The sequence below is a fragment of the Rhizobium sp. WYCCWR10014 genome (assembly GCF_001657485.1).
Classification (GTDB): Bacteria; Pseudomonadota; Alphaproteobacteria; order Rhizobiales; family Rhizobiaceae; genus Rhizobium.
Genome location: NZ_LXFU01000036.1, coordinates 1 through 18,647 on the forward strand (window position 1 = coordinate 1; position 18,647 = coordinate 18,647).

Sequence of the window (18,647 nt, forward strand, 5' to 3'; positions counted from 1 at the left end):
CGTCGTCACCACGCGAGCCTGCAGCGTGGCTTCATCCTGCTGCTGGCGCAGATTGTTTTCGCGCTCGCTTTCCAGCGCCAGTTGCTGGGCCGCCTCGCGATCCGACATCGCATGACGTTCCCTGATCTTTTCCTGCAGCGACTGCGTCGCCTTGGCCATCATGCCGACTTCATTGTTCATGCCGGTATGCGGAATGGCGATCGAAACATCCTCTTCGGCGACCGACTGCAGGGCATTGTGGATGTCCTTCAGCGGATGGGAGATGCCGCGGATGAAGAAGACGGCAGCGGCGATACCGCAGACGAAGACGATCAGCGAGGCGGTCAGCGCCTTCCAGATCGTCGCATTGACCTTCTGCTGCAGGTCATCGAGATAGACGCCGGTACCGACGACGATCTTCCAGGGTTCGAAGGCCTTGGAATAACCGCCCTTGAGGAAGACCTGGTCTTCCGGCTGACCGGGCTTGGTCCAATAGTAGAAGGTCCGGCCGCCGCCGGCCTTGCCGTTGTCGACCAGCGCCTGGCTGAATTTCGCACCTGTCTTGTCGACCTGACCGCTCATGTTCTTGCCAAGATTGACCGGGCTCGGGTGGAAGAGCTGGACGACGTTGTAGTCGAAGCCGAAGAGGTAACCGGATGGCTGGAAGGAGACGCGCTTCAGGATCTCGAAGGCTTCGGCCTGGGCGGCCTCATGCGTCATCTGGCCGGCCTTCTCGCGCTCATAGAAGGTGTTGAGGACGGAGATGCCCGATTCGACCTGCGTGCGCAGCATGTCGAAACGCTCATCGTAAATCGCCTGCTCGGAGGTGCGGATTTCGAAATAGGTGGCGACTGCGAAAGCAGCCATTAGGACGCCGATCAGCGCAAACAATTGATGCGCAATCTTGAGCTTTTTCATGATTTGCCTCGCAAAGCAGGTGAATTCAAAACAATTCCGGATCGGTCAACTCCCGACCCGCGGACGTCTCAAATCGCCCGCGCAGCTAGCGCAATCATGCGTCCTCCGGCCTCTCGATTGGTAAAATTAGAGTGAATGACTAAATTATCTTTTAACGATCCATGGCTTCTATTTGCACGACCTAGGAAGATCGAAACATAACTTCTCGAATAATTGCGTAAGTTGCATTCTTCTATTTAACTTCAATAATTCAGTTTTTGATTGTGCATTGAAACAAGAATGCACCCTCGCTGCTCATCGAGGGTGCATTCGGTCCACCGGTGGTGGAACCCCAATCGATCGAAACCTTGATCAGGCAGGGGCAGGGAACTTTTTTAGAAACGCAGCTTGAATTCGGAAACGTTCAGCGCTGCGGATGGTTCCGCCATGCCGGCCGCAACGGGCCTGGCGTCGCCGCCGATGACGGCTGCCGTCGTCGCACTCATGTCGATGCCGTCGGCAGGCGGGGCTGGAGGTGCCGCGGCAAGCATCGCTTCCGGAGTGGCCTTGCTGACGAAGACGACGGGCGAGCCGCCCATCCAGCCTTCGGTGCGATAGATCTTCTTTTCGCCGCCGACATCGCGGATTTCACTCGCCTGGAAGACGCCGGCCTTCAACTCCGGCACCGTATAGTCCCTCTTGATCAGCTCGGCCTGGAGCGGCGGGCAATGGGCGCAGGTTTCGGTGACGATGCTGCCTTCAGCGGACGGCGCAGTCTTGCCGACCACCTCTATCGAGGACGCCATCGCAGAACCTGCCATCAGCAGGATTGCCGCACCGAGGAAAATCTGACGCATCAAAGTTACTCCGTCTCATCTTCGGAGCAAATTAGCGCAGCTTTGTTTCCATCCCGTCAGGGGAAAGGGTAAAAATTTAAAGAACGCGGCGGTTTATACTCACGCCGAGCCGGTTTCGCGCTCGATCGCGCGCCAACCGATGTCGCGCCGGCAGAAGCCGTTTTCCCATTTCACCCTGTCAAGCAGCGCGTAGGCGCGGTCCTTGGCCTCGGCGACCGTGCCGCCGGACGCGGTAACATTCAGCACACGGCCGCCGGTCGCAACCAATGCGCCGTCCTTCAGACCCGTGCCGGCATGAAACACCTTCTCGCCCTCGCCTGCATCCGGCAGGGAGGCGATCGGCGTGTTCTTCTCATAGGCGCCGGGATAACCCTTGGAGGCCATGACCACCGTCAGCGCCGGATCGTCATTCCATTCGGCCTTGACCTGATCGAGCGTGCCATTGGCGGTGGCGAGCAGCAGCGGCAGGAGATCGCTCTTCAACCGCATCATCATTACCTGGCATTCGGGGTCGCCGAAGCGGACATTGTATTCGATCAGCTCCGGCCCCTTCTTGGTGATCATCAGCCCGGCGAAAAAGACGCCGGAGAAGGGATGACCGCTCTCGGCCATGCCGCGCATCGTCGGCTCGATGATCTCCTTCATGGTGCGCTCGACCATTTCGGCGGTCATGACAGGCGCCGGCGAATAGGCGCCCATGCCGCCGGTGTTGACGCCGGTATCGCCCTCGCCCACCCGCTTGTGATCCTGGGCGGTTGCGAGCGGCAGCGCATGTTTGCCATCGCAGAGACAGAAGAAGCTCGCCTCCTCGCCATCGAGATAGGCTTCGACGACGACTTCAGTGCCGGCAGCGCCAAAGGCGCCCTCGAAGCAGTCGTCGACCGCGGCCAAAGCTTCATCGAGCGTCATTGCAACCGTCACGCCCTTGCCGGCGGCAAGACCATCGGCCTTCACGACGATCGGCGCGCCCTGGGCGCGGATATAGGCTTTGGCTTTCGGTCCATTGTTGAAGCGCTGGTAGGCGCCTGTCGGAATATCGTAGCGGGCGCAGATATCCTTGGTGAAGCCCTTGGAACCCTCGAGCTGGGCGGCGGCAGCGGAGGGACCGAAGACCGCCAGGCCATCGGCGCGCAGCCGGTCGGCAAGGCCGGCAACCAGCGGCGCCTCCGGGCCGACGACGACGAAATCGATCGCCTTGTCCTTGCAGAAGGCCGCGACCGCTTCGTGATCCTCGATATCAACCGGCACGAGAACGGCGTGTTCGGCAATGCCGGGATTGCCGGGCGCGGCGTAGAATTCGCTCATCAACGGCGATTGCGCCAGCTTCCAGGCGAGCGCATGCTCGCGTCCGCCCGATCCGATCAACAGAACCTTCATGCGCCACCCTTTCCTTTTCTGTCTGGCGGTTAAGGGCCAAGGGCTAAAAGGTCAAGCGGGAAAGCTTACCAGCCCCCGCCTCCCCCGCCTCCGCCACCGCCGCCGGAGGAGCCGCCGCCGGAAAAACCGGAGGATGAGCTCGATGGCGGCGGCGCCGGAATCGTCGAGGCGATGGTCGAGGCCATCGACGAGGAAAAACCGCCGATGCGATCGGAGAAGCTGCCGCTGTTGAAGTTGCCGGCATACCAGGCGGGCGCATAAGCCGCAGCCGCGCCGGCGGCAGCGGCCGCAAGCCAGGTTTCGAAGGTGCGCGACCAGGGTTTTTCGACGCCGAGCGCCACCGCATAGGGCAGCAGCGTCTCGAAATGCCGCGGCGACATTTCCGGGGCGCCGGCCGTGTTCATCCGGTCTTTTTCGGCAAGCGTCAGATACTGGCGCAGGCCGTCTATGCCATCCATCATCTTGGCGCCGAGCGGGGTCGGCGCGCCCATGATGAAGACATAGAGGACGTTCAAAAGCACGATGCCGCCGACGGCAAAGAGCATCGGCGTTTCGTGCAGTTCCACCAGCGAGGAGGCAAGCGCCAGCCCCATGGTCGCCAGGATGCTGATGCCGACGAAGACGCCGATCGCGGCGGAGATGATGGCGATGATCTTGCCGAACAGCGACTTGCCGCGATGCAGCGACCTGACGAGGCCGGCGACGAACACCGAAATGAAGACCGAGATGACGATCGGGATCAGCATCACCGCGATGGTGTCGGGCTCCAGCGAACCGAATACGAACAGGATCACCAGGGCCGCGGCACTGAGCGCGATGCCGCCTGCGGTATAGGCCAGGTTGGAATTGTAATATTTGCCGCGATGCTCCTTCTCGATCGCCGAGCGGAAGGCCTGGCCGACGGACTTCACCCGCTCGCCATTGGCCTTGTCGATCGTCAGCGTCGAACCGGCGCCGCCGGCAACTTTCAACAGTTCGATCTCACCGGCCTGGAATTTCTCCTTGCCGAGCGGCTTGCCGGTGCCTTGGATGACGATCGAATTCTTCAGGTCTTCGAGCTTGACGTAACCGCGGACGGCAAGATTGAGGGCGGTGGCGGACAGCGCCGTCCAGCCCTCTCCGGAGAAGCCCTTATTGTCGATGTAGTTGACCAGCGCCGGCGAGATACCATCGGGCGCGTCCCAGCGCGGCACGACGACGCCGCGGGCGGGATCGCGGCCGACCTTCAGCCAGGAGCGCGTGTAATAGGCGAAAACGAGGATCAGGCCGCCGAAGCCGATGAAATAATTGCGGTTGTCCTTCAGCCACCAGGTGCTTTCCATATCCGCGCTCGGCGGATCGATCGACCCCTTCGGCATGCGGATCGCAAAGGTCAAGCCTTCGTGGGCATCGAGCGGTGCGGTGGTGGAAAAGACCAGGCCGGCGCCGCTCTCGCTGACGCGGGCATTCTTTTCCGTCGCTCCCTCAGGGCCGGTGAAGAAGGTCGTCTCCGTCGCACCGACGTCAGGCGGCAGCTTCACCGTTGCCGTGGCTGAACGGATTGGGAAGATCCAGCCATTGCCGGTGACGTTCCAATAGAGTTCGTCGTGATCGTCGAAATAGCGGATCTGGCGATTGGTCCTGTAGGTGAAGACATATCGATGGCGGCCCGGCGTCACCGTCACATCGGCGGAACCGGCATAGATGCGGATGCCGCGTGATATCGATTCGGTATGCCAGGGCTCTTCCTCGCCATCGCGCTGGACCGAGACCATATCGAAATCGACGCTGCGGCGACGGCCCGCGGCATCGGTGAAATAGAGCGGAAAGTCACGGAAGATGCCGTGGTTGATCTGGTTGCCCTCGGCATTGACGGTGATCGTCTCGGTCACCGACATCGCGCCGCTCTTTTCCAGCGCGATATCGGAGGCGAAACTATCGATCACCTCGGCGGCAAACGCCACCGGGGCGGTAAGCATCAACAGCAGTGCAAAGCAAAATCCGAAAAACCGACGCCCCATCCCCGTCTCCCCGCCGGCAGCCTCGGCTGCGTGTTTCGTCAATCTTTGTCCTGATAGGTCACGCCGAGTGCCGCCAGCGTCCGCCAGTAGGCGGGGAAGGTCTTGCCGACGCAATCGGGATCGAGAATGGTGATGCCGTCGATCTTCAGCCCGGCGAGCGCGAAACTCATGGCGATACGGTGATCGGCGAAGCTGTCGATCTCCGCCGGCAGATGCCGGCCCACAAGTGCGGGATCCGACTGCACGATCAGATCATCGCCCTCTTCGCGGGCAAGGCCTGAAACAATGCGGTTGAGCCCGGTCGAGAGCGCCCGGATGCGGTCGCATTCCTTGACACGCAGATTGGCGATGCCGACGAAGCGAACCGGGGTCTCGTTGAAGGCGGCAAGCACGGCAAGGGTCGGAACGGCATCCTGCATCTGCGAGCCGTCGATCTCTGCCGGCAGATGCGGGAATTTGGCGATGATGTCATAGGCGCGCGCATCCGGCTGCGAGAAGGTATCGGAGGGAACACCGAGATCGATCGCGCCGCCGGTAAGGACCTCGGCGGCCCAGAGATAGGTCGCAGCCGAGGCATCGGGCTCGACGATGAAGTCGGCAGCGCGGTAGCCGGTCGGCTCGACGCGCCAGGTGACCGGGCTGGTCTTCTCGACCTTGGCGCCGAAAGCCTTCATCGCCGCGGTGGTCAGATCGATATAGCCGAGCGCGCCGATATCTTCGCCGACGAGCTCGATGTCGACCGGCCGGTCGCCGCCGGCCGCCATCATCAGCAGCGCCGAAACATATTGGCTGGACAGGCCGCCATCGATGCGGATGCGGTCGGCCTGGAAGCGGCCGGTGCCCTTGACGGTGACCGGCGGGCAGCCGGTCTCGGCGGTAACGTCAATGCCGAGCGTGCGCATCGCCTCGACCAGCGGGCCGATCGGGCGCTTGCGCATATGCTCGTCACCATCGACGATAACGGTGCCATCGACCGAAGCCGCAGCCGCCGTCAGGAAGCGCGTCGCCGTGCCGGCATTGCCGAGAAAGAGCGGTGCCTTGGGCGGCAGCAGCCTGCCGGTGCCGGTAACGACGAAGCTGGTGTCGTCAGGCTCGTCGATCGCGACACCCATGGCACGCAGCGCTTCGGCCATATAACGCGTATCGTCGCTCTTCAGCGCCCCGGTCAGCCGGCTGGTGCCCTTGGCAAGGCCGGCGAGCAGCAGGGCGCGATTGGTGATCGACTTGGAGCCAGGCGGCATGGCGCGGCCGGAAAGCGGCTTGCCAGGCGGGATGATCGTGAGTTTGGCTGTGCGTGTCATGCTGTTTCTTCCGTCCATGGGGCGACCCTGAAGCGCGTGCCGCGCTTTAGGTCTTTGGTTTTGTGCATGTCGTTATCGCAAAACCGCTGCACACTTTTGCGCGACATGCTCTAGCCGGCCGCAATCTGCCCCTGCTCTTAATCGCTTTCTGGCAAAGGCAAAATGCCGGATCGTCAGAATTTCACGGTGGGGACGGCGCGGTCGGCTTCGTTGGTGATTTCGAAATATTCCCGCTTGGAGAATCCGAACTGGCCGGCGACGAGATTGGAGGGGAAGCTTTCGACCTTTACGTTCAGGTCGCGGGCCGCACCATTGTAATAGCGCCGCGCCATTTGCAACTCGCCTTCCATGGTTTCCAGCGAGGCCTGCAGCTCGGCAAAATTCTGGTTGGCTTTGAGATCGGGATAGGCCTCGGCGAGCGCGATGACCCGGCCGAGCGCCTGGCCGAGCAACCCTTCCGCCTGCGCCCTGCCGGCGACATCGCCTGATGGAACGGCCTGCGCCTTGTTGCGGAGCTCAACCACCTCTTCAAGCGTCGACTTTTCATGGGCGGCATAACCCTTGACCGTCTCGATCAGGTTCGGGATCAGGTCGGCGCGGCGCTTGAGCTGGACGTCGATGCCCGACCAGGCTTCTTCCGCCATCTGCCGCGCGCGAACCAGGCCGTTGTAGACGAAGACGAGATAGAGCGCGATGACAACGATAATAGCGAGTGTCACAAACATGCAGATGAGCTCCCCGATTTGATGATCGCACGTTAGTGATTCGGCATAACAAAGTCATCTTGGCGCAGTCATTCTTTGACTGATTTCGATCAGACTTTGAAAATACCGCTCGTCTAAGAACTTATTCGCCAATCCGGAGCATAGGCATCCATCTTCTCGCTCTCTCGCCAGAGGTTGAAACGTTCGGTCCAGCGTTGCTCGACACCAAGCGCGACGGCGAAGGGCAAATGGTGCTCGTAGCATTCGATCGACATTGGCGGGCCATCGATCTCGCCGTGGAAATAACGATGCAAACTGCGGATGTTATTGCGCATCTGCCGCTGCTTCGACGTTGGCATGCGCAGCACCGCTAGAACGACGATAATGCCGACGATGTGCAGCAAGATCGCCACCAGATATGGATGCTGTTCGCTGATCACCTCGGTCGTGCCGATATAGGAAAGTGCAGCAATAACAATCGCCGGAAGCCCTACAAACAAAAAAGCCGCCTGTTTGAACTGCTCGGAGGTGCCGGTGGCCACTGGGAACTGCTCCGGATGGCGGAACATCGTTACAACGATCAAAAGAACCAACAATATCCCGCAGATGGCCGTGGAGAAGATCAAAAGGCCGGAAAAATGGGCGACGGCAATGCCGAGAGCCAAAATTGATGCTGCAGCCGCCAAGCTCCATCGATCTTTGCCTCTGATCTTCTGATATTCTTCAGTGACTGTTCTGTGCAACTCATCTCTTACATCAGGCCGGGCATTTTTAACTCTGCGCCGATCGCCGGCAGACGGCCCCTTTGCAATGCCGCCGAATACCAAGCGCGTCGCAGCCGGAAGATCATACCATTTGGCGCGACCCGCCTTGCTCTTCCTTCGGTCTTGCTTTGCCAATAAGTTCGAGGCCTCGGCATCCTCTCCCAGGCTGGAAATGCGCAGCGTTCGCTTGACCGCGAGATGGCAGACAGACGCCATGAAAGCCGCTTTTGCCGCATCTGCCTTCCAATTCCGGAACAGATAGGCTGCCAGAGCGGGGGATATGCTTTGCGTCACTTTGGTGTCGACAGTTATCAATGGTGCAGGCACAAACCACGACGGTCGAAGTTTGAGGATAGCCACCAGACCGGCGATCAGCGGCCCTAAAATGCTGAGGAATGGGAGAAAGTGATCGGAAAGCCACCACTGTACCCGCTTGCCGCTTGTTACAATCACAAAGGTCCCTGCGGGATATTCGATCTCGATATCAGGCAGGACTCGATCCCCACTACCTGCCGGAATAGACACCGAGATCTCATTCGGTGCGCTCCGCATGATGTCATAGGCCGCCGCCCGATCCTGTTGCGAAGGGCGTAACGTTCCGCCCGGCGGCAGCTTCAGAGTAAGCGTTTTTTTCGCTCCCTGGCCGTGCACGCGGCCCATATAGGCCGGCAGGAAGAGAACCTCGCGGTCGCTTTCCTGACGAACCAGGCGTCCGAGCCAGTAAGCGATCTGGATCTTTGTAAGACCCGTGGGCAGATTTGCAGGGCAGTCTTTGCAGTGCTCCGCTCCTATGTAAATTGAGTAGCCCGGCACATTATTTTCCCGGGAATAGTATTCGTCGCGTCCGTCGCGCCGGGCTGCAGCCAGTTCTAAGTCTCGCCAGTGAACACCACCTGACGCATCCGTGAAACGTTGAGGGATATCAACGTAAACGCCGCCGTAATTGTCCGCCCTTTTGACCGCGATGTCGAAGACCTCCGACACAAAGGCAGTGCCGTCGGTGTAGACCTCAACCGTGCTGTTTGCGGATTGGACGGTGAACTCTTGGTCAAAATTGCTGCATGAGGTCAGCAGGACAAGGATTGCGCATGAGACAAGCCACGAGAAAAAGCGCAGCATCCCGTCTGCGCAGTTTTCAAATGCGATTTTGAAATAAAGAATACCGCTCTTCAAAAGACAGACCGAATCTATACCTGATCGAAACAGCGATAAGATAGTGGTCGAACGCTTCGCGAGAAAGAAGCGCAGTCTCAGGAGCGGCGAATTTTTAGAGACGGCTTTTACGCCGCCTCTTTCGAGAGGTTGACGCCGCCGGCGTCGGTCAGCAGGAAGGCTTCGCCACAGGCCTTGGCAAGCGTGCGTACGCGCAGGATATAGCTCTGGCGCTCGGTGACCGAGATGACGCCGCGGGCATCGAGCAGGTTGAAGACATGGCTTGCCTTGATGCACTGGTCATAGGCGGGGAAGACGCATTTGTGCAGGCGCTGGTTGGCGTTGTCGCTGGGGGCGCCGGCATCGAGCAACGCCCGGCATTCCTTCTCGGCATCGACGAAGTGGCGATGCAGCATCTCGGTATTGGCGAATTCGAAATTATGGCGCGAATATTCCTGCTCGGCCTGCAGGAAGACATCGCCGTAGCTGATCTTCTCGTCGCCGTTGCGGCCGTTGAAGTTCAGATCATAGACATTGTCGACGCCCTGGACATACATGGCGAGGCGTTCGAGACCATAGGTCAGTTCGCCGGCGACGGGCGAGCATTCGATGCCGCAGACCTGCTGGAAATAGGTGAACTGCGAGACTTCCATGCCGTCGCACCAGCATTCCCAGCCGAGGCCCCAGGCGCCGAGCGTCGGGCTTTCCCAGTCGTCTTCGACGAAACGGATGTCATGCAGCAGCGGATCGAGACCGATCGCCGCCAGCGAGCCGAGATAAAGCTCCTGCAGGTTGGGCGGGTTCGGCTTCAGGATGACCTGGTATTGGTAATAATGCTGCAGCCGGTTCGGGTTTTCGCCATAGCGGCCGTCAGACGGGCGCCGCGACGGCTGAACGTAAGCCGCCTTCCACGGCTTCGGGCCGAGGGCGCGCAGCGTGGTTGCCGGGTGGAAGGTGCCGGCGCCGACTTCCATGTCGTAGGGCTGCAGCACCGCGCAACCCTTGTCCGCCCAGTAGTTATGCAGGGTCAGGATCAGCGCCTGGAAGGAGCGCTTCGGGTTCATATGGTCTGGGATAGCTGACATCGAACGGCACCGATTGCTTGGGATTTATCGGCGCGACAGGTGCCATGGAGGGCGGCGGGGGTCAAGACTTTTGCGGCGGCGGGGATATCGAAGACCCCTCCCCAACCCCTCCCCACAAGGGGGAGGGACTAACTCGGAGCGCCCACCTCGTTCCTCCCGAAACGTCGCAGATATGGAAAGCGGGTGCGGCAAGTTAAGCCCCTCCCCCTTGTGGGGAGGGGTTGGGGAGGGGTTTTGGATGCCGGATGGGGCAGAGCAGTGACAGCGCCCCTTTAATTCTTGCTCTTAATTTTATTCCCCCTCGCGCTTCAGCCGGTATTCTCCCGTCGCCGGGTCCTTGACCAGCGTGCCGATCGCGCCGGTCTGGCGCTCCTTTTCAGCACGGCGCGACTTTTCGGCGAGCCGGCGGGCATCGGAGACGAAGCGGCGGTAAAGCCACCAGGCTGAGAAGACCAGGATCAGAATTGTAATTAGTTGCGGCATGCCCCTCTCTTGCTCCTTTCAAAGCCCGAAACGGCTCCACAATGCTCTCTCTTCCGCCGCTTCGACAAGCCCCGTCGCGAGACCGGATGCCGCGCCCTCGAGCGAAACCGGCGATACACCTGGAATCCGGCGACCAAACAGGCCGCGGCCGGCGGTGACGAGCTCCAGTTTGGTCTTCTGGCCGTAGCGCCTCTTCAATTCCTGGCGCATGTCGCCGAGGCCGTCGATCAGGCCGAGCTCCAGACCGCGCGTGCCACTCCAGAACAGGCCGGAAAAGACCGCCGCATCGTCCCTCAGCTTGCCGGCGCGACGCTCGCGCACCATTGAGATGAAGACCTGGTGGATTTCGAGCTGCAAGCTCTTCAGATACTCGATATCCTTTTCCTTTTCCGGCTGGAAAGGATCGAGGATCACCTTGTTTTCGCCGGCGGTATAGACGCGGCGCTCGACGCCGATCTTCTTCAAGAGCTCGGGAAAACCGAAACCGCCGGAGACGACGCCGATCGAGCCGACGATGGAGGTGGCGTCGGCGATGATCTCGTCGCCGGCCAGCGCGATCATGTACCCGCCGGAAGCGGCGACATCCTCGACGAAGACCAGAACCTTCTTCTGCTTCTCGCGGGCGAGCTCGCGAATGCGGGTGAAGATCAGGCGCGACTGGACGGGTGAGCCGCCCGGCGAATTGATGGAGATGGCGACCGCCGGTGCGTCCTTCATGGCGAAGGCCTTTTCCAGAACCGGAGAGACATTGGCGAGGTTGAGGGTCGGCCGGAACTGGCCGCCGCCGCTGATGATCGCCCCCTGCAGGCGAACGACCGGAATGGTGATGCCGTCCTTGCGGAACCGTTTCGGCATCAATTTTCTCAAGAATCCAGCCATTTCCCATCCTTCGGTTCGGGTCGCACGATCGTCACCCATGTATGCGCTGGAACGCCAAACGCAATGGCCGCGTTCCTGAAAACATCAGGTTTGAATTTGTTGTTGCGAATGACTTGCATTATCATTCTAATTCGTCATAGTGCGCTGACGATAAAACAGGTGAAAATCGCATGGACGTCCTCAATCCGAATGCAAAGAGCGGCTGGCGGCACGAACGCGGCGAGGCGTCGCTGTCGGATGTCTACCGCACCGTCGGAACCGGGCGTCACAGCTCGATGTGGCGAAGGGCGGCAGCCTTCGCCGGGCCGGGCTACATGGTCGCCGTCGGCTACATGGACCCCGGCAACTGGGCAACCTCGCTCGCCGGCGGCTCGAAATTCGGTTATGCGCTGCTCACCGTCGCGCTGCTTTCGAACCTGATGGCGATCGTGCTGCAATCGCTCTGCGCCCGCCTGGCGATCGCCTCCGGCCGCGATCTCGCGCAGGCCTGCCGCGACGCCTTTCCGAAATATGTCTCCTTGCCGCTCTGGGCCTTTGCAGAAATCGCCATCATCGCCACCGATATCGCCGAGGTGATCGGCACGGCGATCGGCCTCAACCTGCTGATGGGCATCCCGCTCGAACTCGGCGTGCTGATCACCGCGCTCGACGTCTTCGTGATCCTCTTCCTGCAGAAGCTCGGCTTCCGCTGGGTGGAAGCCTTCATCATCGCGTTGCTCGGCGTCATCGCGGTCTGCTTCGGCGTGCAGATCCTGCTGGCCGACCCGCAATGGGGCGCGGTCCTCACCGGCTTCTTCCCGACGACCGAGATCGTCACCAATCCCGAGATGCTCTACCTGGCGCTCGGCATTCTCGGCGCGACCGTCATGCCGCACAATCTCTACCTCCACTCCGGCATCGTGCAGACGCGAGCCTATGGCGATACGGTTCCCGAAAAGAGGGAGGCGCTGACCTTTGCGACGATCGACTCGACGGTGGCGCTCTGTTTCGCGCTGCTGATCAACGCCTCGATCCTGATCCTGGCGGCCGCCGCTTTCAATGCGCACGGCAGGACCGATGTCGTCGAACTCGGCGATGCCTATTCGCTGCTGTCGCCGCTGCTCGGCCTCGCCATCGCGCCGACGCTGTTCGGCATCGCGCTTCTCTGCTGCGGTCTCAACTCGACGGTGACGGCGACGCTTGCCGGCCAGATCGTCATGGAAGGCTTCCTCAAGATCCGGCTGAAGCCGTGGGTACGCCGGCTGATCACCCGCGCCATCGCCATCGTGCCGGCGGCGATCGTCACCATCTGGTATGGTGACCAGGGCACGGCGGAGCTGTTGATCCTGACCCAGGTGGTGCTCAGCCTGCAGCTTTCCTTCGCCGTCTTCCCGCTTGTCATGTTTACCGCCAACAAGGCCAAGATGGGCGAACTCGTGGCGCCGCGCTGGCTAAGTGGTGTCGCCTATCTGATCGCGATCGTCATCGCCGGGCTGAACGTCAAGCTGCTCTTCGACTTCGTTACCGGCTGAAGCATTTTCAGAGAAGTGTGAAGCCAGCCTAAAGCCTGGCATAGGCCGCCCGGCCATTGTTGAAATCATCGACGAGAGGGGAGAACTTGTGGCTCCCCTCTTCGTGCATGATGAGGGCGGCCCGCAGCGACAGCCGCGCCCGCGAACCCTTGATACCAGTCACCAGGATACGCACGGCGTTTTCACCCGGACGCGGATGGATGGCGGTGATTTCGATGCCGCCGAAGCGCCGGCCGCAGGCCGTGACGATCTCGGCGATCGACTGGGGCCTGGCGATCAGCGACATTTGCCCGCCTGGGATCATGATGGCGCCGGCCGTGCGGATCCAGCTTTCGAACAGGCCGTCGGTCATCGCATGGGCTTCGGCCTTCAGCGCATCCGGCGTGCGCCGGTCACCGGCGTCGTTGAAGGGCGGGTTCATGATGACGTGGTGGAAGCTTTCATCGGTGAGCCCGGCATCGTTGCGCGCCTTGGCAGTCAGCGTCACATCCACCTCAACAACGCTGACGCGGTTGGCGATATGGGCATTGTCGGGCAGCTGGATGCTGCGGCGGGCATAATCGGCCATCTCGGCCGAGCGCTCGAAGAGCACCACTTGCGTATTCACAAGGCGCGAGGCGACAGCAAGACCGGCTGCACCGGCACCGGCGCCGAGATCGGCAACCCTGACTTTTCGATCGTCGGCGACGAGAGCCGCAAGCAGCATCGCATCCATGCCGGAGCGATGGCCCCTGCCCTTTGGCTGCACCACATGGAAGCCGCCGCGATGAAAGGCATCGATGGTGTCAGTGGCGGTCATCGGAGTTCACTTCCGCTCGCGCAGCTCGCCGCCGAGACCGGCATCGGTCAGGATGCGACGCGCCTGATCGGCCATCTCCTCATCCACCAGCAGGCGGCGCGACAGCATGCCGAGCGAGCCTTCCAGCACGCTCATGCCCTGATCGGCGATGAAGCAGTGAATTCCGGCATCCTTCATCAAACTCTCGGCATAGGAGAGAAGAACGGGGTCGTTGGCGCGGATAAGCTCATGCATTTGCCGTCGTTTTCCTTTCAATTTCGCTTAGCGCGACAATTCACCCCTTGCCGCGTCCATCGCCCCTTTCTATTGTCAGGTGCAAAGAATGAACAGGAGTCCGGGTCGTTGGGCGTGGTCATACCGCTTGAAGAAAGCAAAAACAAACTGGCATCCATCAAGCCATTGGTCGATCTCACCAGGGCGGACATGGAGCGAGTAAACCAGCTCATTCTGTCTAAGGCCGGCTCCGATGTGCAGATGATCCCCGAAGTGGCGAACCATCTGATCTCGTCCGGCGGCAAGCGGCTGCGGCCGATGCTGACACTGGCTTCCGCGTCGCTGTTCGACTACAGGGGCGAAAACCACGTCAAGCTCGCCACATCCGTCGAGTTCATGCATACGGCGACACTGCTGCATGACGACGTCGTCGACGAAAGCGATCTGCGCCGCGGCAAATCGACGGCGCGAATGATCTGGGGCAACCAGGCAAGCGTGCTGGTCGGCGATTTCCTGCTCGGCCAGGCCTTCCGCATGATGGTCGATGTCGGCTCGCTCGATGCGCTCGACGTCTTGTCTTCCGCCGCCTGCGTGATCGCCGAGGGCGAGGTGCTGCAGCTTTCCGTCGCCAAGAACATGGAGACGACGGAGGACGATTATCTCTCGGTCATTCGCGCCAAGACGGCCGCTCTCTTTGCCGCCGCCTCCGAAGTCGGGCCGATCGTCGCCGAGGCCGGCCGGTCAGGCCGCAATGCGCTGAAATCCTACGGCATGAATCTCGGGCTCGCCTTCCAGCTGGTCGACGATGCGCTCGACTATGGCGGCAAGGCCGCCGATCTCGGCAAGAATGTCGGCGACGATTTTCGCGAGGGCAAGATCACCCTGCCGGTCATTCTCGCCTATCGCCGCGGCACCGAGGATGAGCGCGCCTTCTGGCGCGATGCGATCGAGGCCGGCAACAGCACCGACGCCAACCTTGAAAAAGCGCTGGGACTGATCACCAAATACGGTACGCTGAGCGACACGATCGGCCGCGCGATCCATTACGGCACGATCGCGCGCGATGCGCTTGCGCCGCTTCCCGATACGGTCTGGAAATCTGCCCTGATGGAAGTGATCGACTTCTGCATCGAGCGCGTCAATTGATCAAACGTCCTTGATCGCAGGCTGATTTTCTTGCAGCGCCGCTTCAAAAAAGCCATCCTGTTATGAATCAGTGATCGCAACTGGTTTTGCGGCCGGCACCATTTGTCGGGACGCTGTCGAAGAAAGGTTTCCTAATGCGGCAGAGAATTGCCATCCGTCTTCTTACGAGCGCAGCGCTGGCCGCTGTCCTTTCGCTCAGCGGTGTCGGCGGCGCAAACGCCGAGGATGCGGCCAAGACAGACGATGCCGGCACGGCCGTTCACTTCGATGCGGACAGCGTCACCACTTTCTCCGGCGCCTTTCTCGCCGCGCGCACCGCCGATGTCGATCATGACTACGAAACGGCGATCGAACTCTACAAGAAGGCGCTGCAGATCGAGCCCGGCAATCCCGAGATTCGCCAGCGGCTGATGATCTCGCTGCTGCTCAACGGCGATATCAAGGACGGCGTCAAATATGCCAACGACCTGAAGGGCGATCCTTCCGTCGAGCGCATCACCACGATCGTACGCGGCATGGATGCCGTGCGCCGCGACGACTACAAGTCCGCCGAGGCCATCCTGAAATATAAGGGGCCAAACGATCTCGACCGGATGATGAACGACCTGCTGCTCGCCTGGGCCCGCGTCGGTGCCGGCCGCGGCAAGGAAGCGCTCACCATGGTCGAGAAGATGAAGGGGCCGGACTGGTTCCGCATCTTCCAGAATTACAATGCCGGCGCGATCGCCATCGCCACCGGCGACGTGAAATCCGCCCGCAAGCATCTGAACGATGCCGTGCTCGACAAGGAAGGGGGCGCGACGGCGCCCGACACCTTCATGCGCGCCGTGATGGCGCTTGCCCGCCTCGAAGCAACACAAGGCAATAAGCAGAAGGCGCTCGACGCCGTTTCCGTCGGCGACAACCTGTTGCCGAACTATGCGCCGCTGAACGCGCTGCGCGACAGTATCGAAAAGAACGAGAAGCAGGAGCAGCAGGTCAAGACGGCGGAAGAAGGTGCCGCCGGCGTGCTCTTCTCGGTCGGCGGCGCGCTGAACCGCGACGGCGCCGAGGATATCGTCTCGCTGTATCTGCAGACCGCCAATGCGCTCGATCCGAACAGCGCCGATACGCTGGTGCTGCTCGGCGGCATTGCCGAGAAGCAGAACCAGATGGACCGCGCCATCGCGCTCTACAAGAAGGTGCCGGAGAGTTCGCCGATGCGGCGCATCTCCGAGCTGCAGCTCGGCCTTGCCCTTGCCCAGGGCGGCAAGGTGGACGAGGCGCGCAAGCACCTGCAGGCGCTGATCGCCTCCGACCCGAAGGATATCCGCAGTTACCTCGCCTATGGCAGCGTGCTCTCCGATGCCAAGGACTACCAGGCGATGGCCACGAATTACGACAAGGCCGTCGAAACGATCGGCCCCATTCCCGGCCGCGCCAACTGGAGCGTCTTCTTCCAGCGCGGCATTGCCTATGAGCGGCTGAAGAAGTGGGACCAGGCCGAACCGAACTTCCGCAAGGCGCTGGAGCTCAATCCCGACCAGCCGCAGGTGCTGAACTATCTCGGCTATTCCTGGATCGACATGAACCGGAACCTCGACGAAGGTCTCGGCATGATCAAGAAGGCCGTCGACCTTCGCCCTGACGACGGCTACATCATCGATTCGCTCGGCTGGGCCTATTTCCGCCTCAACCGCTTCGACGATGCCGTCGACGAGCTGGAGCGGGCTGCACAGATCAAGGCCGGCGATGCGACGATCAACGACCATCTCGGCGATGCCTACTGGCGCGTCGGGCGCAAGCTCGAGGCCGTCTACCAGTGGAACCGGGCGCTCGCCTCCGAGCCCGAAGCTGCCGAGATCCCGAAGATCAAGGACAAGGTCGCCAACGGCCTGCCCCCCGTCAGCGACGATGCCAAGGCGGCCGACAAGAAGCAGCCGGATCCGGCGCCCGTCACCCCGCCGCCGGTCGACAAGAAATCCTGACGGGCGGGACGTTTGCCTGACGAGGGCTTGGCCGCTTCGAGATCAAAGAAATAGAGCATGATGTCGTCCGAAAACCGCTCAGACTTTTCGGCATCGTGCTCCAGCATCACCGAGGAAGCTCGCGCGAAAATCAACCTGGCCCTGCATGTGACGGGCCAGCGGCCGGACGGCTATCATCTGCTCGATATGCTGGTGACCTTCGCAGATCACGGCGACCGGCTGGACTTCATGCGGTCGCCGACCGACGAATTGACCCTGTCGGGCCGTTTCGGCGAGGTACTTGCCGGCGATGGCGGCACCAACCTGGTGCTGAAATCCCGCGACCTGTTGCGCCAGGCAATCGGTACCGTCGCCTTTCCCGTCCGCATCCACTTGGAAAAGAACCTGCCTGTTGCCTCCGGCATCGGCGGCGGCTCGGCCGATGCAGCCGCGACGCTGCGCGGGCTGATGCGGCTCTGGGGCACGACGTTATCCGCGGAGACGCTTGCCGCGCTGGCGCTGAAGCTCGGCGCCGACGTGCCGATGTGCCTGGAGAGCCGGCCGCTGATTGCCCGCGGCATCGGCGAAAAGATCGAAGCTGTGCCTGATCTGCCGGCCTTTGCCATGGTGCTTGCCAATCCGCTGAAGGGCGTCTCGACGCCTGAGGTCTTCCGCCGGCTGGCGACAAAGAATAATCCGGCCCTGAGCCTGGCACCGAGCCCGCCTCAGACTGCCGACTGGCTGGCCGCGATTGCTGCTGCCCGCAACGACCTGGAGCCGCCTGCGCGCGAACTCGTGCCCGAGATTGCGGCGATCTCCGCGATGCTGGAGGCTCACGGCGCCCTGTTGACCCGCATGTCCGGTTCCGGCGCCACCTGTTTCGGCATATTTGCGACCATGACTGCCGCCGAAGGTGCGGCGGCAGCTCTTCACGACGAGCGCCCTGGCTGGTATTTCCAGGCGACGGAAACGGTTTCGGGAGGCGCATGATGGCAGGTCTGGACGAAAAGCGGCCCTTCATCGCGGTCGGCATTGCGGTTCTCACGATCTCGGATACGCGCACGCCGGAGACAGACAAGTCAGGCGACACGCTGGCGGCGCGGATCACAGAGGCGGGCCATAGGCTGGTCGACCGGGGGATCGTGCCCGATGATCGCGAAAAGATTGCCGCGCAGGTGAAGGCCTGGACTGAGAACCAAGACATAGACGTCGTCATCACCACAGGCGGCACCGGCTTTACCGGCCGCGATGTGACGCCAGAGGCGCTGGAGCCTTTGTTCGAAAAGCGGATGGACGGTTTTTCCACCATCTTCCACCGGATCTCCTACGAGAAGATCGGCACGGCGACGATCCAGTCGCGCGCCACGGCAGGCGTTGCCAACGCCACCTTCATCTTCGTGCTGCCGGGTTCGCCCGGCGCCTGCCGGGATGCCTGGGACGGCATTCTGAAAGGACAGCTCGACTACCGCAGCGCGCCGTGCAATTTCGTCGAGATCATGCCGCGGCTGGACGAGCACCTGAAACGCGGCGCGACGAAGTAGGCTGTCTGCAACA

Annotated in this window: 17 protein-coding genes; 5 read left to right on the forward strand and 12 right to left on the reverse strand. The window is 61.5% G+C overall.

All coding sequences use genetic code 11. The features are described 5' to 3' along the window. The 10 genes from A6U98_RS16230 to A6U98_RS16275 all read right to left on the reverse strand — a co-directional run. The coding region (locus A6U98_RS16230; RefSeq protein ID WP_156667853.1) for a cache domain-containing protein at window positions 1–897 on the reverse strand (897 nt) is incomplete at its 3' end. Between the two features lie 374 nt (window positions 898–1,271). Beyond that, window positions 1,272–1,733, reverse strand: coding sequence for a plant virulence effector HPE1-like domain-containing protein (locus tag A6U98_RS16235; protein WP_064651409.1), 462 nt, complete (start codon window positions 1,731–1,733; stop codon window positions 1,272–1,274). A gap of 99 nt (window positions 1,734–1,832) precedes the next feature. Further along, a complete protein-coding gene (purD, locus tag A6U98_RS16240; RefSeq protein WP_064651411.1) occupies window positions 1,833–3,110 on the reverse strand; it encodes a phosphoribosylamine--glycine ligase in 1,278 nt (425 codons plus the stop codon). Window positions 3,111–3,175: 65 nt separating this feature from the next. Then, complete coding sequence (locus tag A6U98_RS16245; protein WP_064651413.1) at window positions 3,176–5,110, reverse strand: DUF2207 domain-containing protein; 1,935 nt, start codon at window positions 5,108–5,110, stop codon at window positions 3,176–3,178. Window positions 5,111–5,148: 38 nt separating this feature from the next. After that, the gene (locus tag A6U98_RS16250) at window positions 5,149–6,411 is read right to left on the reverse strand and encodes a 3-phosphoshikimate 1-carboxyvinyltransferase (protein ID WP_064651415.1); all 1,263 of its coding nucleotides are present in this window, start codon (window positions 6,409–6,411) and stop codon (window positions 5,149–5,151) included. Between the two features lie 173 nt (window positions 6,412–6,584). Further along, on the reverse strand, window positions 6,585–7,136 hold the full coding sequence (locus tag A6U98_RS16255; RefSeq protein WP_064651417.1) for a LemA family protein: 552 nt from the start codon (window positions 7,134–7,136) through the stop codon (window positions 6,585–6,587). Window positions 7,137–7,249: 113 nt separating this feature from the next. After that, window positions 7,250–8,998 (reverse strand): DUF2207 domain-containing protein, encoded by a 1,749-nt coding sequence (locus tag A6U98_RS16260; RefSeq protein ID WP_064651419.1) that lies wholly within the window; start codon window positions 8,996–8,998, stop codon window positions 7,250–7,252. Window positions 8,999–9,159: 161 nt separating this feature from the next. Next, window positions 9,160–10,116 carry a glycine--tRNA ligase subunit alpha gene (locus A6U98_RS16265; protein ID WP_082933918.1) on the reverse strand — a complete coding sequence of 319 codons (957 nt, stop codon included), beginning with the start codon at window positions 10,114–10,116 and terminating at the stop codon, window positions 9,160–9,162. A 291-nt stretch (window positions 10,117–10,407) separates the two neighbouring features. After that, window positions 10,408–10,599 (reverse strand): hypothetical protein, encoded by a 192-nt coding sequence (locus A6U98_RS16270; RefSeq protein WP_064651423.1) that lies wholly within the window; start codon window positions 10,597–10,599, stop codon window positions 10,408–10,410. A gap of 18 nt (window positions 10,600–10,617) precedes the next feature. Further along, window positions 10,618–11,478, reverse strand: a complete 861-nt coding sequence (locus A6U98_RS16275) for a S49 family peptidase (protein WP_029872639.1) — start codon at window positions 11,476–11,478, stop codon at window positions 10,618–10,620. 170 nt (window positions 11,479–11,648) lie between these two features. On the opposite strand from A6U98_RS16275, the gene A6U98_RS16280 reads away from it, so the two are divergent. Then, window positions 11,649–12,989 (forward strand): Nramp family divalent metal transporter, encoded by a 1,341-nt coding sequence (locus A6U98_RS16280; RefSeq protein ID WP_064651424.1) that lies wholly within the window; start codon window positions 11,649–11,651, stop codon window positions 12,987–12,989. 28 nt (window positions 12,990–13,017) lie between these two features. On the opposite strand, the gene A6U98_RS16285 is transcribed toward A6U98_RS16280, so the two are convergent. Next, window positions 13,018–13,788, reverse strand: a complete 771-nt coding sequence (locus tag A6U98_RS16285) for a methyltransferase (protein WP_064651426.1) — start codon at window positions 13,786–13,788, stop codon at window positions 13,018–13,020. A gap of 6 nt (window positions 13,789–13,794) precedes the next feature. After that, entirely contained in the window at window positions 13,795–14,022 is a 228-nt protein-coding gene (locus tag A6U98_RS16290) for a DUF2007 domain-containing protein (RefSeq protein ID WP_003545870.1), read from the reverse strand. Between the two features lie 108 nt (window positions 14,023–14,130). Here A6U98_RS16290 and A6U98_RS16295 point away from each other — a divergent pair, with 108 nt between their 5' ends. The 4 genes from A6U98_RS16295 to moaB all read left to right on the forward strand — a co-directional run bounded on the left by A6U98_RS16295 (window position 14,131) and on the right by moaB (window position 18,634). Beyond that, the gene (locus A6U98_RS16295) at window positions 14,131–15,147 is read left to right on the forward strand and encodes a polyprenyl synthetase family protein (RefSeq protein WP_029872636.1); all 1,017 of its coding nucleotides are present in this window, start codon (window positions 14,131–14,133) and stop codon (window positions 15,145–15,147) included. 134 nt (window positions 15,148–15,281) lie between these two features. Further along, window positions 15,282–17,114 carry a tetratricopeptide repeat protein gene (locus A6U98_RS16300; RefSeq protein ID WP_064651428.1) on the forward strand — a complete coding sequence of 611 codons (1,833 nt, stop codon included), beginning with the start codon at window positions 15,282–15,284 and terminating at the stop codon, window positions 17,112–17,114. Window positions 17,115–17,171: 57 nt separating this feature from the next. After that, complete coding sequence (locus A6U98_RS16305) at window positions 17,172–18,083, forward strand: 4-(cytidine 5'-diphospho)-2-C-methyl-D-erythritol kinase (RefSeq protein ID WP_064651431.1); 912 nt, start codon at window positions 17,172–17,174, stop codon at window positions 18,081–18,083. Further along, window positions 18,083–18,634, forward strand: coding sequence for a molybdenum cofactor biosynthesis protein B (gene moaB / locus A6U98_RS16310; RefSeq protein ID WP_064651433.1), 552 nt, complete (start codon window positions 18,083–18,085; stop codon window positions 18,632–18,634). Before A6U98_RS16305 ends, moaB begins: the two co-directional genes overlap by 1 nt. Window positions 18,635–18,647: the final 13 nt, after the last annotated feature.